This is a genomic window from Pseudoxanthomonas sp. LjRoot127 (assembly GCF_964253495.1).
GTDB lineage: Bacteria > Pseudomonadota > Gammaproteobacteria > Xanthomonadales > Xanthomonadaceae > Pseudoxanthomonas_A.
This window is the reverse complement of sequence record NZ_CAXUQR020000001.1, coordinates 1,662,709-1,680,354: the sequence shown is the minus strand read 5'-3', so window position 1 is coordinate 1,680,354 and position 17,646 is coordinate 1,662,709. Positions and strand designations below refer to the sequence as shown.

Annotated in this window: 12 protein-coding genes; 3 read left to right on the top strand and 9 right to left on the bottom strand. The window is 66.8% G+C overall.

Going from position 1 to position 17,646, the window contains the following annotated elements:
- Positions 1-30: 30 nt before the first annotated feature.
- The 3 genes from ACSQ19_RS07890 to ACSQ19_RS07880 all read right to left on the bottom strand — a co-directional run bounded on the left by ACSQ19_RS07890 (position 31) and on the right by ACSQ19_RS07880 (position 4,461).
- Positions 31-1,047, bottom strand: coding sequence for a 3-oxoacyl-ACP synthase III (locus tag ACSQ19_RS07890; RefSeq protein ID WP_296281297.1), 1,017 nt, complete (start codon positions 1,045-1,047; stop codon positions 31-33).
- A 123-nt stretch (positions 1,048-1,170) separates the two neighbouring features.
- Positions 1,171-1,488 carry a DUF4156 domain-containing protein gene (locus tag ACSQ19_RS07885; RefSeq protein ID WP_299345025.1) on the bottom strand — a complete coding sequence of 106 codons (318 nt, stop codon included), beginning with the start codon at positions 1,486-1,488 and terminating at the stop codon, positions 1,171-1,173.
- A 105-nt stretch (positions 1,489-1,593) separates the two neighbouring features.
- The gene (locus tag ACSQ19_RS07880) at positions 1,594-4,461 is read right to left on the bottom strand and encodes a M16 family metallopeptidase (RefSeq protein WP_435996019.1); all 2,868 of its coding nucleotides are present in this window, start codon (positions 4,459-4,461) and stop codon (positions 1,594-1,596) included.
- 120 nt (positions 4,462-4,581) lie between these two features.
- On the opposite strand from ACSQ19_RS07880, the gene ACSQ19_RS07875 reads away from it, so the two are divergent.
- From ACSQ19_RS07875 to trmL, 3 genes are all read left to right on the top strand, one after another.
- Positions 4,582-5,286 carry an SDR family oxidoreductase gene (locus ACSQ19_RS07875; protein WP_435996017.1) on the top strand — a complete coding sequence of 235 codons (705 nt, stop codon included), beginning with the start codon at positions 4,582-4,584 and terminating at the stop codon, positions 5,284-5,286.
- 397 nt (positions 5,287-5,683) lie between these two features.
- On the top strand, positions 5,684-6,064 hold the full coding sequence (locus tag ACSQ19_RS07870) for a hypothetical protein (protein ID WP_436040774.1): 381 nt from the start codon (positions 5,684-5,686) through the stop codon (positions 6,062-6,064).
- Positions 6,065-6,165: 101 nt separating this feature from the next.
- On the top strand, positions 6,166-6,645 hold the full coding sequence (gene trmL / locus ACSQ19_RS07865) for a tRNA (uridine(34)/cytosine(34)/5-carboxymethylaminomethyluridine(34)-2'-O)-methyltransferase TrmL (protein ID WP_296281288.1): 480 nt from the start codon (positions 6,166-6,168) through the stop codon (positions 6,643-6,645).
- Between the two features lie 186 nt (positions 6,646-6,831).
- Here the strand turns inward: trmL and ACSQ19_RS07860 are convergent, their stop codons facing one another.
- From ACSQ19_RS07860 to ACSQ19_RS07835, 6 genes are all read right to left on the bottom strand, one after another.
- On the bottom strand, positions 6,832-8,097 hold the full coding sequence (locus tag ACSQ19_RS07860; RefSeq protein ID WP_435996012.1) for an NAD(P)/FAD-dependent oxidoreductase: 1,266 nt from the start codon (positions 8,095-8,097) through the stop codon (positions 6,832-6,834).
- Positions 8,094-8,801 (bottom strand): M15 family metallopeptidase, encoded by a 708-nt coding sequence (locus ACSQ19_RS07855; protein WP_435996010.1) that lies wholly within the window; start codon positions 8,799-8,801, stop codon positions 8,094-8,096. Before ACSQ19_RS07855 ends, ACSQ19_RS07860 begins: the two co-directional genes overlap by 4 nt.
- Before the next feature lies 1 nt (position 8,802).
- Entirely contained in the window at positions 8,803-10,353 is a 1,551-nt protein-coding gene (locus ACSQ19_RS07850; RefSeq protein ID WP_435996008.1) for a serine hydrolase, read from the bottom strand.
- A 109-nt stretch (positions 10,354-10,462) separates the two neighbouring features.
- Positions 10,463-13,357: a TonB-dependent receptor plug domain-containing protein gene (locus ACSQ19_RS07845; protein ID WP_435996006.1), complete on the bottom strand. Its 2,895-nt coding sequence runs from the start codon at positions 13,355-13,357 to the stop codon at positions 10,463-10,465.
- Between the two features lie 374 nt (positions 13,358-13,731).
- Positions 13,732-14,493: an N-acetylmuramoyl-L-alanine amidase gene (locus tag ACSQ19_RS07840; RefSeq protein WP_435996004.1), complete on the bottom strand. Its 762-nt coding sequence runs from the start codon at positions 14,491-14,493 to the stop codon at positions 13,732-13,734.
- A gap of 116 nt (positions 14,494-14,609) precedes the next feature.
- Complete coding sequence (locus ACSQ19_RS07835; protein WP_435996002.1) at positions 14,610-17,618, bottom strand: TonB-dependent receptor; 3,009 nt, start codon at positions 17,616-17,618, stop codon at positions 14,610-14,612.
- Between the last annotated feature and the right edge of the window lie 28 nt (positions 17,619-17,646).

Genomic DNA, 17,646 nt, shown 5'->3' with positions numbered 1-17,646 from the left:
CGGCCCCTGGAATGCGAATGCCGGGTGGGATTACCACTCCACCTCGGCCATCGTGCAGTTCAGGCCCGAGCCGATGCCGAGCAGTGCGATGCGGTCGCCCTTCTTCAGCTTGCCCAGTTCCTTCAGCTTGCTCAGCACGATCGGCACGCTGGCCGGGCCGATGTTGCCGTGCTCGGTGAAGATGGTCATGACCTTCTTCGGGTCGATGCCGAAGGACTTCACGAACGCCTGCGTGTGCGGGCGGCTGACCTGATGGATGACGAACTGGTCCAGTTCGTCCACGGCCCAGCCCAGCGCGACCTTGGCGGCGGCGAAGGTCTTGGTGGCCAGCTTCATGCCCTCGATCAGCAGCATGCGGGTATCCGTGACCATGCGGTCCAGGTTGCCGCGGCAGAGCTTGTTCCACTCGGTCGCCGAGCGGGTCACGCCGCCCTTGTAGCGCGGGGCTTCCGGGGCCAGCGCGCGGCGCGTCAGCACCATCGCCACGGCACCGCAGCCCAGCGTCAGCGCAGCCAGTTCGTCGCGGAACTGCTGCTCGGTCACGTCGGGGGCGTTGAGGCGCTCGATGGTCTTCTCGTAGACCAGGTTGGCGGTTTCGCCGTCGACGACCAGGGCGTAGTCGATCTCGTCGCGCTCCAGCATGCGCGCGGCGATGTCCATGCCATTGATGAAGGCCAGGCAGGCATTGGCGACGTCGAAGGTCTGGCAGTGGTCGCCCACGCCGAGGTTGCCGCAGACGATGCTGGCCGTGGACGGTTCCAGGTAATCGCGGCTCACGGAGGTGTTGACCACCAGGCCGACCTTGTCGGCGCCGATGCCGGCGTCGGCCAACGCCTTCTTCGCCGCCATCGTGGCGGCGTCGGACGCCTGGGTGTCGTCGTCCCACAGGCGGCGCGCATGCACGCCGGCCACGTCGTTCAGCACGTCGGTCTTGATGCCCAGGCGGTCGAGCGTGGGCTGCAGCCGGGCGTTGATTTCGGCGGACGTCAGCGTGTGCGGCGCATCGATGTGCGCCAGTCCCGCGATGGAGACATTCTTGAAGAGCATCGAGGTTAGCGCCAAGGCTCAGGCGAGGGGGCCGACAAGGGTAACGGCTTCGGGCCTTCACCGCATCTTTACGACCCGGAGGAGCAGGCGCTGCCGGCCCTCAATTGTGACTCAGTTCACACTTCATCGGCCGCAGCGATAGGCCGCGAACCGCTGCTCGCCATTCGACGGATCGCCCAGCGGCTGCAGCGTGTCGGCCTGCACGCCGGGCGCTTCGTTGCGGGCGAGGGTCTCCAGTTCGTCGCGCACGCGCAGGGCATTGCGCTCGTAAAAGGCCACGTTGCCCGGCACTTTCACGGTGATCTCGCTGCGCTTCTCGCAGCCTGCCGGCGCGGCGCCGGCGGGCAGCACGCGGACGTTCTTCGCGTTCGGGGCCAGATGCACCCAGGTGCAGGCAGAGAGCAGCACGGTGGAGGCGGCGGCAAGCAGGACAACACGCATGAGGGTCACCTTGGGCGAGGGTCCGGTCATTCTGGCCGATGCCGGATGAATCGATCCGGGTCGTGCGCCGCCCCTCGGCGACCGGGGCGGCGCAGACCGGGGGGCTTACTTCTTCTTGACGTTGCCGTCGGCGTCCAGCTCGACGGCATCGCCCAACTGCAGCGCGCGGACCGACTCGCCCACCTTGGACAGGTCGCCCACGACCACCCAGGTCAGCGACGACGGCGACAGCGTGGCCGCCGCCTTCGCGACATCGGCGGCCCCGATGGCTTCGTTGCGGGCCTTGTACTGCACGATGTAGTCGTCCGGACGCCCATACCGCTGGTTGGAGGCGATCTGGGCCAGCACCGCCGAGGCGGTCTCATACGCGCCCGGAAGCTCCAGGGTGTTGGCGGCGCGGATCTTGGCGATCTCTTCCGGCTTGGCCGGCGCCTGGCCGGTGGCGAACTGGCTGATCTCCTTCTGCAGTTCCTTCATCGAATCGGCGGTGCGGTCGCTCTGCACCGCCGCGCTCGCCCACCACGGACGCTGACCGAGGGTGTTGCGCGCACCACTGTAGGAGCCGTAGGCCCAGTGCTTGTCTTCGCGCAGGTTCATGTTGAGGCGCGAGCTGAACTGGCCGCCCAGCACGCCGTTGGCGAAGTCGAAATCGATGGTGCCCGCATCACCGGTCGGCGGCACCAGTTGTGCGGCATAGACGTTGGACTGGATGGCGCCGGGCTGGTCGATCAGGAACACGCGTGCCTTGGCCGCGTTGGCGACCGTCGGTACGGCGGCGAGCTTCGGCGCATTGGGGGCGGCCTTCCAGTCGCCCAAGCGCGCTTCCAGCAGCGGCACGATCTCGGCCAGCGTGGTGTCGCCGACGATGGTGATGCGTGCCTGCGACGGCTGCAGCCAATCGCGGTGGAACGCCGCCAGGTCATCGCGGCTCAGCGAGGCGATGGAAGCCTCCGTGCCCGAACCGGTGAACGGAATGGCATAGGGATGCCCGGCGCCGTACAGCAGCGGCGGCAGCGTGCGCAGCGCGGCGGTCTGCGGGCGTGCCTTCTCCTGTTTGATGCCGGCGATCCAGGTCGCGCGCACGCGCTCGATTTCCGCCGGGTCGAAGGTCGGGCGGCGCAGCACGTCGGCCAGCAGGTCCAGCGACGGCGCCAGCTTGTCGGTCAGTGCGGACAGGCCGACCGAGGCCGAATCCAGGCCGGCGCCCGTGGTCAGTTCGGCACCCAGCGCTTCCTTGCGGGCGGCGAATGCAAGGGCGCCGTACTGGCCGGCGCCTTCGTCCATCATCTGCATCGCGAAGCTGGCGGTACCGAGCTTCTTGCCGACGTCGGCGGCGTAACCCCCGGGGAATTCGACATTGATCTGCACCACCGGCGTCTCATGACGCTCGGCCAGCGTGACCTGCATGCCGTTGGACAGCGTGGCGCGCTGCACGGCCGGGAACTTCAGGTCGGGGAAGGTGGTGGTCTTCGGCACACCGGTGCTGCGATCGACGTCGGTCTTCACCGTCTTGAACTTCGGGTCGACCTTGGGCGCGGCGGCCGGCGTGGTGGCGGGCGCCGCGAACACGGTTTCCGGAAGGGCCGATGCCGGCGTCTCGCTGGGCTGCACGAGAATGGTGTGCGAACCGCCGCTCAGCCACTTCTTCGCCGCGGCCTGCACCTCGGCCGGCGTGGCGCTCGCGTAGATGGCGAGGTCTTCCTTGTAGCAATCGGGCTTGCTCTGGTAGACGGCGCACGACGCCAGCACGTCGGACTTGCCGCCGAAACCGCCGATGCGCTCGATGCCGCGCACGAAGCTGGCCACGCCGGAGACGCGGGCGCGCTCGAGTTCCTCGGCCGTCGGACCCTGGGTGATCAGCCGCTTCAGTTCCTCGTCCAGCGCCGCCTCGACCTTGGCCGGGTCCACGCCTTCCTTCACGGTGGACATCAGGAAGAAGGTGCCGCTGATCTCGCTGCTCCACTGGTAGGCGCTCGCCTGGTCGGCGATCTTCTCGCCGTGCACCAGGCGCGTGTCGAAGCGCGAAGCCGCGCTGCCGCCCAGCACCTGCGCGAACAGGTCGAGCAGCACGGCGTCCCTCGTGCCCATTTCAGCGACCGGCCAGGCGCGATAGACGCGGACCTGCGGCACGCGGTCGGGAATGGTTTCGCGGGTGTCCTTGGCGTGGGTGGGAATGTTGGTCTTCATGTCCGCCAGCGTGGCGCTGGCCGGGATGTCGCCGAAGTAACGCGTGACCTTTTCCTTGGCGGTGGCGACGTCGATGTCGCCGGCCAGCACCAGCACGGCGTTGTTCGGGCCGTACCAGCTGCGGAACCAGGTCTTCACGTCGTCCAGCGTGGCGGCGTCCAGGTCGGCCATCGAGCCGATGGTCTGCCAGCTGTAGGGATGTCCGGCCGGATAGAGCGCTTCGAACATGCGCGCGCTGATGCGACGGCCGTAGGGCTGGTTCTCACCCTGGCGCTTCTCGTTCTGCACCACGCCACGCTGCTCGTCGAGCGCCTTCTGGTCGATCGCGCCCAGCAGGTGGCCCATGCGATCGGATTCCATCCACAGCGCCATGTCGAGCGCGGTGGTCGGCACGTTCTGGAAGTAGTTGGTGCGGTCCTGGTTGGTGGTGCCGTTCTGGTCAGTGGCGCCGACCAGCTCGAACGGGGTGAAGAACTCGCCGACGTGGTTCTCGCTGCCCTGGAACATCAGATGCTCGAACAGGTGGGCGAAGCCGGTGCGGCCGGGCGTCTCGTTCTTGCTACCCACGTGGTACCAGATGTTCACCGCCACGATCGGCGCCTTGCGGTCGGTGTGCACGATCACCCGCAGGCCGTTGGGCAGCGTGAACTCCTCGTAGGGGATCACAATGTCCGCGCCGGCGGCCGGCTTCGCATAGGAAGGCGCGGGCGCGTAGGCCAGGCCCCCGAGGGCGGCGGACAGGGCGACGGCGAGCAAGGCGGCGCGGGGCCGACGGTAGAGGGACATGGACACTCCTGTTGATACGGTATGGGCCTGCAGAATCCGCGATGCTAGCCGCCGGCCGTCGTCATTACACTAGGCCACAAGCCATGACCAACGGCAGGGGAATCCCCTCGAGGAGGCGCCATGGACCGCAAGCACTGCCTGATCACCGGCGCCAACCGGGGCCTGGGGCTGGAACTGGTGATCCAGCTGCTGGCCCGGCAGCGGCACGTGGTGGCGACCTGTCGCCACCCCGGCAAGGCGACGGCGCTCAACCGTCTGGCGGGCGAGCATCCCGGCCGCCTGCACGTGCTGCCGCTGGATGTCGCCGATGCCCGCAGCCGCGACGCGCTGTTGCGCGAGTTGCCCCTGGTGACCGACGACGATCCGCTGCACCTGCTGATCAACAACGCCGGCGTGCTGCGCGGCGGCGAACGTTTCGGGCAGGTCGCCGCCACCGACCTGGACGCGAGCTTCCACACGCATGCGGCCGGACCTTTCCTGTTGACGCAGGCGCTTGCACCCCAGCTGGCCGACGGTGCCGTGGTGGCGAACATCTCGTCCGAGATCGGCTCGATCGCCTTGCGCCAGGAATTCCGTACACCCAGCTATGCGATCGGCAAGGCGGCGCAGAACATGGTGACGTCCCTGCTATCGCAGGCCTTGGCCCCACGCGGCATCAAGGTCGTGGCTCTGCACCCCGGCTGGGTGCGCACCGACATGGGCGGCGACAGCGCGCTGCTGTCAGCGGCGGAATCCGCCAGCGGCCTGCTGCAGGTGATCGACCATCTCACCGCCGAGCAAAGCGGACGCTTCCTTGATTGGCAGGGCGACCCCCTCCCCTGGTGAAACTGAACGTTGACTCCGCCAGTTCGCAGGCGACGCAACGAATCCTAGTTGAACGGCATCCAAACCCTTACGTACCGGAGTGACCGGGCCTGGGGCGAAGCGGCGTGTTCGCAGTCACAACGAACAACGCCGCCCGTCTTGGCTTACGCAGGACGGACACTGGACGGACAGTCTTCCGGACAGCGGACGTGCAGGAAGCATCCGGAACACCTTATGGATCAATGACTTACGTTTGGCATGGTTTCTGCGATACCTACAACAAACTCGCGCAGCACCTGCTCAACCTGACTGAAGCCTGAACGAAGCTCACAAAACGAAAAGTTTTGCTTGATCGCTCTGTCTAGGTGTACTACCTTACTACCACACCACCCAACAACATCACTACAGAGGCATGACAATGAACGCCAAGAACCTCCTCCCCCTGACCGCCGCCGCCGTGTTCGCCCTGTGCGCCGGTGCCATGGTCGTTTCCGCCAGCCACGCCGACAACCGCCAGACCGCCGCCACCGACATCGCCCGCATCGTGGACCTGCCGACCGTGACGGTCGCCCCGGATGCCGCCGACCTGGCCCACTACAACACCTACAAGGACACCAAGATCGTCGACCTCGCCACCATCACCGTGACGCCGGCTGCCGAAGACCTGGCCCAGTTCGTCGCCCAGCAGGCCGTGCGCGTGGTCGACATGCCGGTGGTCACCGTGCGTCCGTCGGCCGAGGACATGCAGCAGATCGCGGTGCAGGCCGGTGCACTGGCCAGCCAGCTGGCTTCGCGCTGATACGCAGGCGATACACGTTCCACCTGCGTCATCACGCAAGCCGGCGGCGGCCGGAGCTCCACCGCCAATGAGGCCATGCAGCGCCGCGTAGAATGCGCGCCATGACCGATACCCTGGACATCGACGTCCTGCTGTACCAGCCGGAAATTCCCCCGAATACCGGCAATGCCATCCGCCTCTGCGCGAACACCGGCGCGCGGCTGCACCTGATCGAACCGCTCGGGTTCGCATTGGAAGACAAGCAGCTCAAGCGCGCCGGCCTGGACTACCACGAATACGCCACGCTGCAGGTACACGCGTCGCTCGACGCCGCCCTGCAGCGTATCCGTCCTGCACGCCTGTTCGCCCTGAGCACCCGCGGCACCGTCCGCCACGACCAGCCGGCCTATGGGCCTGGCGATGCCTTCCTGTTCGGGCCGGAAACCCGCGGCCTGCCGCAGGACGTCCTGGAAGGCGTGCCGGGGGACCAGCGCATCCGCCTGCCGATGCGACCGGACAATCGCAGCCTCAACCTGTCCAACACCGTGGCCGTGGTGGTGTTCGAGGCGTGGCGACAGGCGGGATTCGTCGGGGGGGCGTGACGTGCAACTCGCCTTCATGGGAGCGACGTAAGTCGCGAACGCGGAAACCAGGACGCCACGTCCGGGTTCGCACGCCCATCAAAGCGAATACGGCTCCCATTTCGCCGGGATCGCTCGTCTCGATCAAGATGCACTAAACACCGATGTGTGCGATCGCGACTGACGTCGCTCCTACAAGTGGATCGGCTACCCGAACCGCGCCAGCGCATAGGGCGCCAGCGGTATCTCCGTCGCCTCGCCGGCCATCATCTGATCCAGCAGCTTGCCCGTGACCGGTCCTTGGGTCAGGCCGAGGTGGCCGTGGCCGGTGGCGACGAAGACGTCTTCCCCCGGCACGCGGTCGATGATCGGCAACGAATCGGGCGTGCAGGGGCGATTGCCGGCCCACTCGGACACCGGTTCGCCCGCGATACCGGGAAACAGCGTGCGCGCCTCGGGGTCGAGCCGGCGGATCAGCGCGTAGTGCGGATCGCGACCCAGCGCGGTCAGCTCCTTGATGCTGGTCATCCGGATGCCTTCCTGCATCGGCGACACCACCATGTAGCGCTCCGCCCACAAGGTGGGACGGCGCACTACCGTTTGCGCCTGCGGATACATCAGGTGGTACCCGCGCGCGGGAATCACGGGAATCTTCAGCCCGAATGGGCGCAGCAACACATTGCTCCACGCGCCGGCAGCGACCACCACCCGGCCGGCATGCACCGGCCCCCGGTCGGTATCGATCCGATAGCCCCCGCCCTGGCGCGCCACGCCCGACACGCGGGCGATCAGCGACGTCGCACCACGCGCGACCAGGTCATCGAACAGCCGCCGGCAGAACGCCCCCGGGTCACGCATCGCCAATGACTCGCGCTGGAACACCGCGCGCCGGAATCCCGACCCGATGCCCGGTTCCAGGTCGCGCAACTGGGCGGCATCCAGCACGTCGAACGCGACGCCACGTTCACGCATCAGGCCGCGTTCCCATTCACCCTTCGCGAACGTCGCCTCCTCGCTGTACACGTGCAGATAGCCGGTGTGCGCGATCAACTCGCTGGCATGGATCCGTTCTCCGAGCTCCAGCCACGCGCTGCGCGATGCCGTGTTGATGGCGCCCAGCGCATCGATGATGGGCAACACGTGCTGCAACCGGCCCTGGTTGAGGAACTGCAGCAGCCAGCGCGCGTACGACGGGCTGACGCCCCAGTCCAGCTTCAGCGGCGCCAGCGGATTGGCCAGCATGCGCAGCGCCTTGGTGACGATGCCCGGCGTGGACTGCGGCATCACGTTGCCGACCGAGATGGAGCCGGCGTTGCCGAACGATGTCTCGCCCGCCGGCCCCTTGGCATCGATCAGCACGCACGACAGCCCGCGGTCCAGCAGATGGTGCGCCGTCGACAGGCCGACGATGCCGCTGCCGATCACCGCGACATCGGCGGCCTTCGGCGAGGGGGAAGAGGGGGAAGCACTCATTGGATCGGGACGTCGTAGGCGGTTCGCGGGGTGGGTTCGGGACGGAAGGTGAAGTGCCACCATTCCATCGCATAGTTCTGGAAGCCATGGCGGGCCATGGCTTGCACCAGCCGCTCGCGGTTGCGGCGCTGGTCGTCGGTGATGGACGGATGCGCGGTGTTGGCGCGCGGATCGAAGAAGTCGAACGGCGTGCCCATGTCGAGTTCGACGCACGCGTCACCGTCGCATCGCACCAGCGTCAGGTCGAGCGTCGCGCCACGGCTGTGGCCGGATGTCTCCGCGATGTAGCCATCCAGCAGGCTGTCCTTCTCGAGATTCGGGTAATAACCCGCCTTGGTGCGCTGGTCGGACGGATCGCGCGCCCAGCGGACGAAGTGCTGCACCGCGCGTACCGGGCGATAGCAGTCGAACACCTTCAGCGACAGGCCTTCGCTCTGGACGTCCTGTTGCACGCGTGCCAGTGCCTGCGCGACCGGCGCAAGCAACAGGCACTTCGGTGCGTCGTAACCGGTGACGGGCGTGCCGACGAAGTTGTTCGTGCCGGCGTAGCGGATGTCCTGCGCCAGTCCGGGCACGACGCTGGCCGTGTCGACCAGGCCCGCCTGCGACGCGTCGCGCGCGCGAGACACTTCTACCACCGGCGATGACGCGCACGCGCTCAACCAGGGAAGCACGCACGCCAGCAGCAGCCAGGCACGACCCATGTCATCGCCCTCCATCGCACGACGCCGTGCGGACGAACGCGAGGTCCTGGTAGTCGTAGCTGAAATCGGCGTCGGGATCGACATGGCTCAGCGTCAACGTGGCGACGCCGCCCGATGCGGTGCCGAAGTGCAGCCACGGCTCCGCGTCCACGCTCTCGTCATCCCAGTCCACCAGCCAGCGTGTGTCGACCCGCATGACCGTGCCCGTCAGCATCGGCGAATGCTCGGATGCGAACCGGACCTGCCCGCGATCCCGGCACAGCGCGACCTTGCCGAACCATGGATCCTGGTAATGGCCCGTCCAGTCGTCCAAGCTCCGGGCTCCGGCGGGGACGCGATGCCGCGTGTCAGGCTTTGGTTTGGCGGCCCGCTCGCCTGCACGCTCGTGATCCAGCAGACCTGCGTAGTAGTCGACCGTGGGCATCGATTGCGGATCGGTGAAGTGCTTGGTCAGTACCTGCCCCAGTACCGTGCGCGCGGCTTCGCCTTCGCCGTTGATGAGGATGACGATCCCCGTGCGCTGGTCGGGCAGCAGGATGACGGACGAGTACATGCCGGCCAGCGTGCCGGTGTGCGCAACCTTCCACGCCCCATCCACGTCCGACAGGCGCCAGCCATAGCCATAGGCCGAGACATGGGTGTTGTCCCACGCGCGCATGCGCGCGCTCACCGGCATGGGCATGTGCGCGGTCCACACGGCCTTGCGCTGTACCGGCGACAGCCACGCAGGCGCCGCATCCGGCGATAACCACATGCGCATCCACGCCAGCATGTCATCGAGGCTGCAGCGGATGCCGCCGGCCGCCATCGACGTGACGTTGGGGACGATGTCGCCGTCCTCGCGGATGACACGGTTGCCCTGCGGCGTGCGCATATGCGGTTGCGCCACGTTGCCGACTTCGGTCCGGTTCCACTCGCCCACCTGGCAGCGCGACAGGCCGAGCGGCTGGAACAGTTCGCGCTTCACCAGTTCCTCGTACGACGCACCGCCTGCGGCGGCCGCGACCTCACCCGCCACGACGTACAGCAGGTTGTCGTAGGCATAGTCGGCGCGAAAGCTGTGCGTGGGCTTCAGATGTTGCAGGCCTGCAATGATGTCGGCGCGGGTGAAGCGGTTCGGTTCGGGCCACAGCATCAGGTCGCCGGCACCCAGGCCCAGGCCGCTGTTGTGGATCAGCAGGTCCCGCACCTGCATCTGCTGCGTGACCCACGGGTCGTGCATGCGGAACTGCGGCAGGTGCTTGATGACCGGGTCGTCCCACTTCAGCCTGCCGGCATCGACCAGGCGCGCGAGCACGCCCGCCGTCATCGCCTTGCTGTTGGACGCGATCTTGAACAGCGTGTCGTTGTCGATCTTCCCGCCGCCACCGGCCTCCCGTTCGCCGAGCGTACGGGTGTAGACGATGTCGCCATCGCGGATGACGCCCACCGCCAATCCGGGCAACCGATATCGCTCGAAGGTCTGTTCCACCGCGATGTCGAAGGCATCGTTGGCGGGTGCCGCATGCGCGACGGGCGCCAGCAGCGCAAGGCAGACAAGGACGTGCTTCATGGCGTGATTCGGGTTCCGCGTTACCGCAGGCCTCGCATCCTGCAAACAGGGGGGCCGCCGCCGGTTGCCGGCGGCGGCCCCGATACCATCGATCCGGGCGCGGATCAGGTCAGTCGAACTTGTACTCGACCATCAGCGCGAACGAGCGGCCGCGCGGATCGGCGACGCGCGGCTCCCACGCGGCGCCGGACGCGAAGTCGTTCTGGTGCGCGGTGAACGGCGGATCCTCGTTCAGCACGTTGCGCATCACGAAGGTGAGCTTGGTGTTCTCGATACCCGTCCATGTCAGGCTGTAGTTGTACGTGATGTAGTCGTCGACGTTCGGGTTCCAGTCATCGGGCACGTAGCTGCCATTGGCGACGCTGACCGGCAGTTCGTCCTTGTACCCGTCGCGATAGACCTGGGTCAGGGTATGCGCCCAGTCGCCCTTGGCCCAGTTGAAGCCCAGCGTGTGCTTCCACTTCAGCGGCAGGCTGTAGTAGCGGACGTACTTGCCGACCAGGTTGTTGCCGTACGGCGAGGTTTCCAGGGCTTTTTCCTGGAAGCTGTCGATGTAGCTGCCGTTGAGGTTGATGCGCCATGTGCCGCCGGCCAGTTCGCCGGTCAGGTTGGCGTCGAGCTCGATGCCGCTGATCAGCGTGCCGCCGGAATTGATGAAGCGGCGGTCGATCGCGATGACCTCGCCCGACGCATCGCGGATCCAGTTGGCCGTGAACAGGTCGTAGTTGGCGATCAGCGTCGCCTGGTTGGGCACGCGGATCGTGTTGGTCCGCTCGATCTCCCACCAGTCCAGGCTCATGTTGAAGTTGCCGGTCGGCGCGAACACCAGACCGAAGCTCTTCTGCTTGGACTCCTCGGGTTTCAGGTCGGACTTGCCGCCGGTCAGGATGTCCGGCTGGATCGCTTCGCAACCGGGCACGGCCGGGTTGGCCGCGCCGCCGGGGCAGCTGGCCGGGTCGGCCAGATCGAAGCCCGTGTAAGGACTTTCGGTGACGCCGCTGAAGAGCTTGGTGAACTCGGGCACCTTGAAGCCGGTGCTGTACGCGCCGCGGAACGCCAGCGCATCGATCGGCTGCCACTTGAAGGAGTACTTCGGGTTCACCGTGCTGCCGAAACCGTCGTAATCGTCACGGCGCACGGCCAGGCTCAGCTCCAGGCTGTCGACGACCGGCAGGAAGGCTTCCGCATAGACCGCTTTCACGTCGCGCGTCACCTTCGGCATGTTGTTCGCCGCATCGAACGGCGCGCCGAAGATGTAGCTGTTGTCCAGCGTGATGCCTTCTTCGACCGAGCCGAACTCGAACTCCTCGCGGCGCAGGTCGATGCCGACCGCCGCCTGGACTTCGCCGCCCCAGAGGTTGAAGCCCAGGCCGCCGGAGAACGCAGCGTCCAGCGTGGTGACCGTGGACTCGCCGCCGTACAGGCGCGTGCCCGCCGCCGACGCGGCCTGCAGCATCGCGATGCCTTCGGCGCGCTGCTCCTGCCCGGGCATCAGGAAGGGGTTGAGCATGCCGCTGCCCAGCGCGGCCTTGAAGGCGGGAGTGAAGTAGTAGCCCGTGCCGAGGACCGATTCGGCCTCGCTGGAGGCGCGCGACAGCCCAACGTCGTAGTCCCACGTGCCGATGCTGCCCTCGACGCCCGCCAGCAGGCGGTATGCCTTGGTGGTCGTCTCGATCTGGCGGGGCCCGCAGACCTCGCAGCGCCAGCGGTAGGCGATGCGGTTGCCGTACACGAGGTTGGCCGTGCCGAAGTAGTTGGCCAGCGCGTTGTAGATCATGTTGTAGGTGGCCAGCGCCTGCGCATCGTTGGGCAGGTACGGGAACCACGTGCTCGGGCCGAGCGCCGATGCCGCCGTCGAGGCGCTCGACGTGATCTGCTGGGCTTCGAACTGGCGGTTGGATTCGGTCCGCGAGCCCATCGCTTCGACGTAGAACTGGTGATTGTCGCTGATCTTGAAGCTGGCCCGGCCCAGCGCCTGCAGGCTCTCCTGCGGCTGCTGCATGACCTGCGCGGCCGGGTAATCCCAGGCGCACGCATAGCGCGAATTGGCGACGCCCCACAGCTGGTAGGCGTACGGCCCCATCATGTCGCCGCCGGCCTCGCATCCGGGCCCACCCGGCAGGTTGAGCGTGTTGACCAGCGCCTGGTTGGGACCACCGGCCGGATTCACCAGCGTGCCGTTGATGAGGCCGCCGGCGATGTTCGACACGGTGGCGAAGGGCGTGCCGCGCGTATCCGGCGACAGGCCACGCTCGGGCTGGAAGGTGTTGGAGAAATCGCGGTCGGTGCCGAGCAGGATCTCGTTCTTGCGGTAGTTCAGGGTGCCCCACGCGTTCCACCCGTCGGCATCGATGTCGCCCCACCCGCCGAGTACGCTGGCGGTGTAGACGTTGCCGCCGCCCTCCTGGGTGACGTCGACGCCGGCATTGAGCGTGATGCCGCGGTAGTCGCTGCGGGTGATGAAATTGATGACGCCGCCGATCGCATCGGTACCGTAGACCGCCGAGGCGCCATCGCGCAGCACTTCCACCCGGTCGATCGCGGCGAAGGGGATCGAGTTGAGGTCGACTGCCTGGCCACGCAGGCCGTGCGTCGCGACGCGGCGACCGTTCAACAGCACCAGCGTGGCATCGGCGCCCTGGCCGCGCAGGTTGGCGCCGGAAACGCCGTTGTTGCCGCGCAGGTCGGCCGGCGCGATGCCGGCGTTCGCCGCCAGGCTGTCCGAGCCGTTGCTGGCGATGTTGAGGAACTGCAGCAGCTGTTCGGCGGAGGTGATGCCCTGGGCTTCGATCTCCGCCTTCTGGATGATGGTGATGGGCAGCGCCGCCTCGACGTCGGTCCGCTTGATGCGCGAGCCGGTGACGGAAACGGTTTCCAGCGTGCGTGCCTCGCCCTGCGTCGCAGATGCCGCCTCCTGCGCGAGTCCCACGCCGGGTACGGCGAGCCCCAGCACGATGGCGACGGCGAGATGGCGGGGCGTGAGCGTGCGGGAGCGAGAGGGCATGCGGAATCTCCTGGAGGTAAGAACGCGGCGATACGTGGCCGATACGATGCCTGCGGTGCGTGGTGCACGCCGCCCGGGGAAATGGCGCACGGCCCCGCCCTGTCCGGGCGCATCGCCGCGCTGTTGCCGTCATTCCCCGCGCGTATGGATCCCCATGCGTGCCACCCGGCGCGTCCGGTTCCGGCGACGCAGCGCAGGCATTGCCTGTTGGTTCGGTTACTGCGCCGGCACCCCGCCGGTTACTGCGTTGCCGGATCCGAACATTCTCCGGCGGGACAACACGAAAACCCCTTTCATGGCGGTGTAGCACGCGCCCCGCGATGAGTCAATAAATTATTCTTGATCAGCGAAAAAACTGACTTGAATATTCCTGTTCATTGGGGCAGCGGCGTGGCGGTGGAGGTCAATGCGTGCAGGATGCGCAGGTCTTCGGCGTCGAGTTCGCTGCCCTCCATGCCGCGGAAGCGATGATGGAAGGCGCGCACGGTGTCGCCCCGGTTGTCGATGGAATAGCCGATGGCCTGCAGCGCCAGCCAGGGGTCGAAACCGGGCGGCGGTTCGCCCGCACCGGCCGCGGGCCACAGGCCGAAACCGGCGTCGTGCAGGCGCTTCCATGGGAACAGCGGGCCAGGATCGATCTTTCGCGACGGCGCCAGGTCAGAATGGCCGATGACCTGCGTGGGGGGAATGCGCAGGCGCGTGGTCAGGTCGCGCAGAAGCACGATCAGGCTGTCGATCTGCGCATCGGGAAACGGGCTCTTGCCGTCGTTGTCGATCTCGATGCCGATCGACGCATTGTTGACGTCGGTGATCGCGCCCCAGCGACCCGCACCGGCATGCCAGGCGCGTCGGGTATCGCTCACCAGCTGATAGACCTTGCCGTCCTTGCCGAGCAGGTAGTGGGAACTCACGCGTCCCCCGCTGTTGCGGCTGCGCAGGGTATCCAGCGACTGTTCCACCGAATCCTGTTCCGTGTAGTGCAGCACGATCACCACAGGTCGGCGCTCGTCGAAATTCTTCGACGGCACCCATGTGGCGAGCGGATTGCGCGGGCCGGAATGGGCGCAGGCGCCGAGGACGAGGACCAACGCGGCCAGGAGGGCGGTTCTGCACGCGAACGTGACGCGCTTCGTCATGGGAGACACCTCGGGAAGCAGCCGTGCATAGGAATAGCACGGCACGGAAAAGAAAAGGCCTGCCGCGAACGGCAGGCCACGGGAGAGACACACGCCAGATCGCATGCGCTGTGCGGTCAGAACGTCCAGGTCACCACGAGCTGGGTGTAGCGCGGCGCCTGCCAGACCGTTCCCTGGCCGAAGTGCGGAAGCTGCACGCCAGGCTGCGCCTCGTAACGCGAGTGCACGTTGATGACGGTCTGGTTGTTGAACAGGTTGTACACGGACAGCCGGGCCTTCAGGTCGATGCCCTCCACCGGCAGCGTCCAGGTGACGTTCGCACCCACGTCGGTGACCCACGGCATGCGGCCGAATGCGCCGCGCTCCGAATACGTCAGCTGGCGCGTCGCCCAGTTGGCGCAGTTGTTCGTGGGCGACGAATAGCACAGCCAGCCCGAGCCACCGCCGCTGAACTCGCCGGGGCCGCCCGCCGCACGGTTGTCGTCAGGCCACACCACGCCGAACGCCGTGATCGGCCCACCGGACCGCGTTGAGAGCGTGGCGCCGAAGCTCCACTGCTCGTTCAACTTGTAACTGCCGCGCAGCTTGATCTGGTGGCGGAAGTCGTTGAACAGCACGCCATAGCGCTCGTTGACCGCCGGATGATCGTAGTACTGCACCAGGTTGGTATCCGCGTAGCCGGTGTCCGAATTGACCGGCCCTTCGATGTTGCCCTCGGACTTCGACCACAGGTAGCTGGCGTTGAACGCCCACTTGTCGTCCCACGCGCGGTCCAGCTGGAATTCCACCGCCTTGTAGGTCCGGCGGGGCTTCTTGTAGCCCATGATGTTGCCGCTGCCGCTGGCGATGTAGCCGTCCTGCGAGGAATCGAACTGCACCCAGTCGTCGGTATCGGGACACCACAGGGTGGTGCTCTCGCCCGGATTGATGATCGGCCAGTCGCCGGAGTACCACGGGCAACCCGCGACGTGGTTGATGCGCGCATCCTCCACCGCCCGGGTGACCTTGCGATACGTCGCATTGACGCCGTACGACCAGGCCTGGTTGATCGCCTGCTGGAAACCGAGGATGTACTCGTCCTGGAAGACCTGCTTGAGGTCCTTGGCGACGGCGGTGCGCACATCGTCCGGCGCAGGCGCGTTGCCATCCGTGTTCACCGGACCGATCTGCGGCCCCAGGTCCGGGACCAGGTACGTCGCACCGGTGACCGGGTGCGTCTGCTGGATCCAGCCATTGAGCACGTAGTAGGTGTGCTCGTCCGTGGTGCCGCCACCGAAGTAGTCGGTCAGCTTGTTGGTGAGCGGAATGTAGTAACGACCGGCGTTGCCGAAGAGCTTGGTCGTACCGTCGCCCTTCATGTCCCAGCTGAAGCCGACGCGCGGCGCCATCATGTCCGAGAAGTCGGCCTTGGCGAAAGTGGCGCCGGAGGCGAGCTTGTTGTGGAACTTGTCGAAACGCAGGCCCAGGTTCAGCAGCAGGTTGGGCGTGACGCTCCAGTTGTCCTCCACATAGAACGCCTGTGCCTCGGTGGTGACGGGAGAGCCCGTGATGTAGCGGCGCGCGTCGATGATGCGGGTGACGCCTGCCGGCACCAGCGCACCGTTGGGCAGCACGGCGCCGGCATTCGCGGCCTGCGCCTGGTAGCTGACGCCGTCGCCCGGGTAGACCACCGAGCTGTCCGAATCCATGATCTCCTGGTCCAGGCCGAAGCGCAGCAGGTGATCGCCCAGCGTCCATTCGAAATCCAGGCGCGCCGCTTCGCGCTTGTCGTAACGGCTGCTGATGCTGGTGTCGGTCGGGTGGCAACCCTCGGGGATTGTCTCCGCCCCGAAGCGGGTCGTGTAGCTGCCGGACCGGGTGACGATGCTGCAGTCGGCGTCGAGCGGCGTACCGCTGAGGGCACTGCGCTCGTTAACGCCGTACATCGCCTTGGCGGTGAAGTTGTCCCCGAAGTGTCCCGTGTACGTCAACGACCAGTTATCGCCGCCGGAACCCGCGGTACTGCCGCCCCGCCAGTTGCCCAGCATGCCGGTGTCCCACGTGTAGCCGTACTTGGTGGTTTCCGAGTCCGCCTTGTCGGAGAAGGCGAGCAATTCCAGCGCGTGGTCATCGTTGATCCGCCAGTCCAGCTTGGCGCCCCAGAAATCATTGTTGCTCTTGGTCTTCCAGGCCTCGATCGTGTCGATGTCCTTGGGCTGGCTGTCGCGCATCTCGTACATCGCGAAGAAGAACAGGCGGTCCTTCACGATCGCGCCGGATGCCCACACGTTGGCCTTGTAGAACGGACTCGTGTCGCGGCTGGTGCGGTTGCGCTCGTCCAGCGTGCCATCGCGATGAAAGTGGTCTTCCTTCGAGGCTTCCCATGCGGAGGGCTCGAGCGTCAGCTCCGCACCGGCCTGGAATTCGTTGCTGCCCGATCGCGTGACCGCATTGATGACGCCGCCGGTGCTGCGCCCGAATTCCGCCGAGTAGCCGCCCGTCTTGACCTGGACCTCTTCGTAGAAGCCGAACGGCACCGACGAGAAGCCCTGGCGGCGGTACGGATCGGTGACATTGAGTCCGTTGATGTAGATGGCGTTCTCGGCGACCGAGGAACCCCCGAAGGACAGGCCGCCGAACGTCGCGCCCGAATTGACGACGCCCGGCGCAAGCAAGGCGACGGAGCTCAGGCTCTGGTCGACCGGCAGGCGTGCCAGCTCCTGGCGGTTGATGTTGGTCGCGGACTCCGTGGACCGCACGTCCACGCGATTGACCACGCGCGAACCGACCACCTGTATCGCGTTGAGGTTCACCACGGCGCCGTCGCCGCCCAGGTTGACGGTGGTGGTCCCGCCCAGCGAGACATTGACCGCCACGCCATCGCCCACGTCCTGGCCGGCGCGCTTGACCTGCAACTGGTAGTCGCCGACCGGCAACTGGGCAAGGCGGTAGCCGCCATCGCCGCCCACGGTCACCGAGCGCGTCGCGCCGGTGGCGGTATTGGTGATCGTGATCTGGTCGCCCGCGTTCGCACGGCCCGCGACCGCGCCCGTCGCGCTCTGCGCCATCGCCAGCGGCGCCATCGACGCCAGGCAGGCACCCAGCGCCATGCCCAGTGCCGCCTTCTTCAGAACCTTGCCTTTCATCCCCGCTCTCTCCTGCTAAAGATGGTGG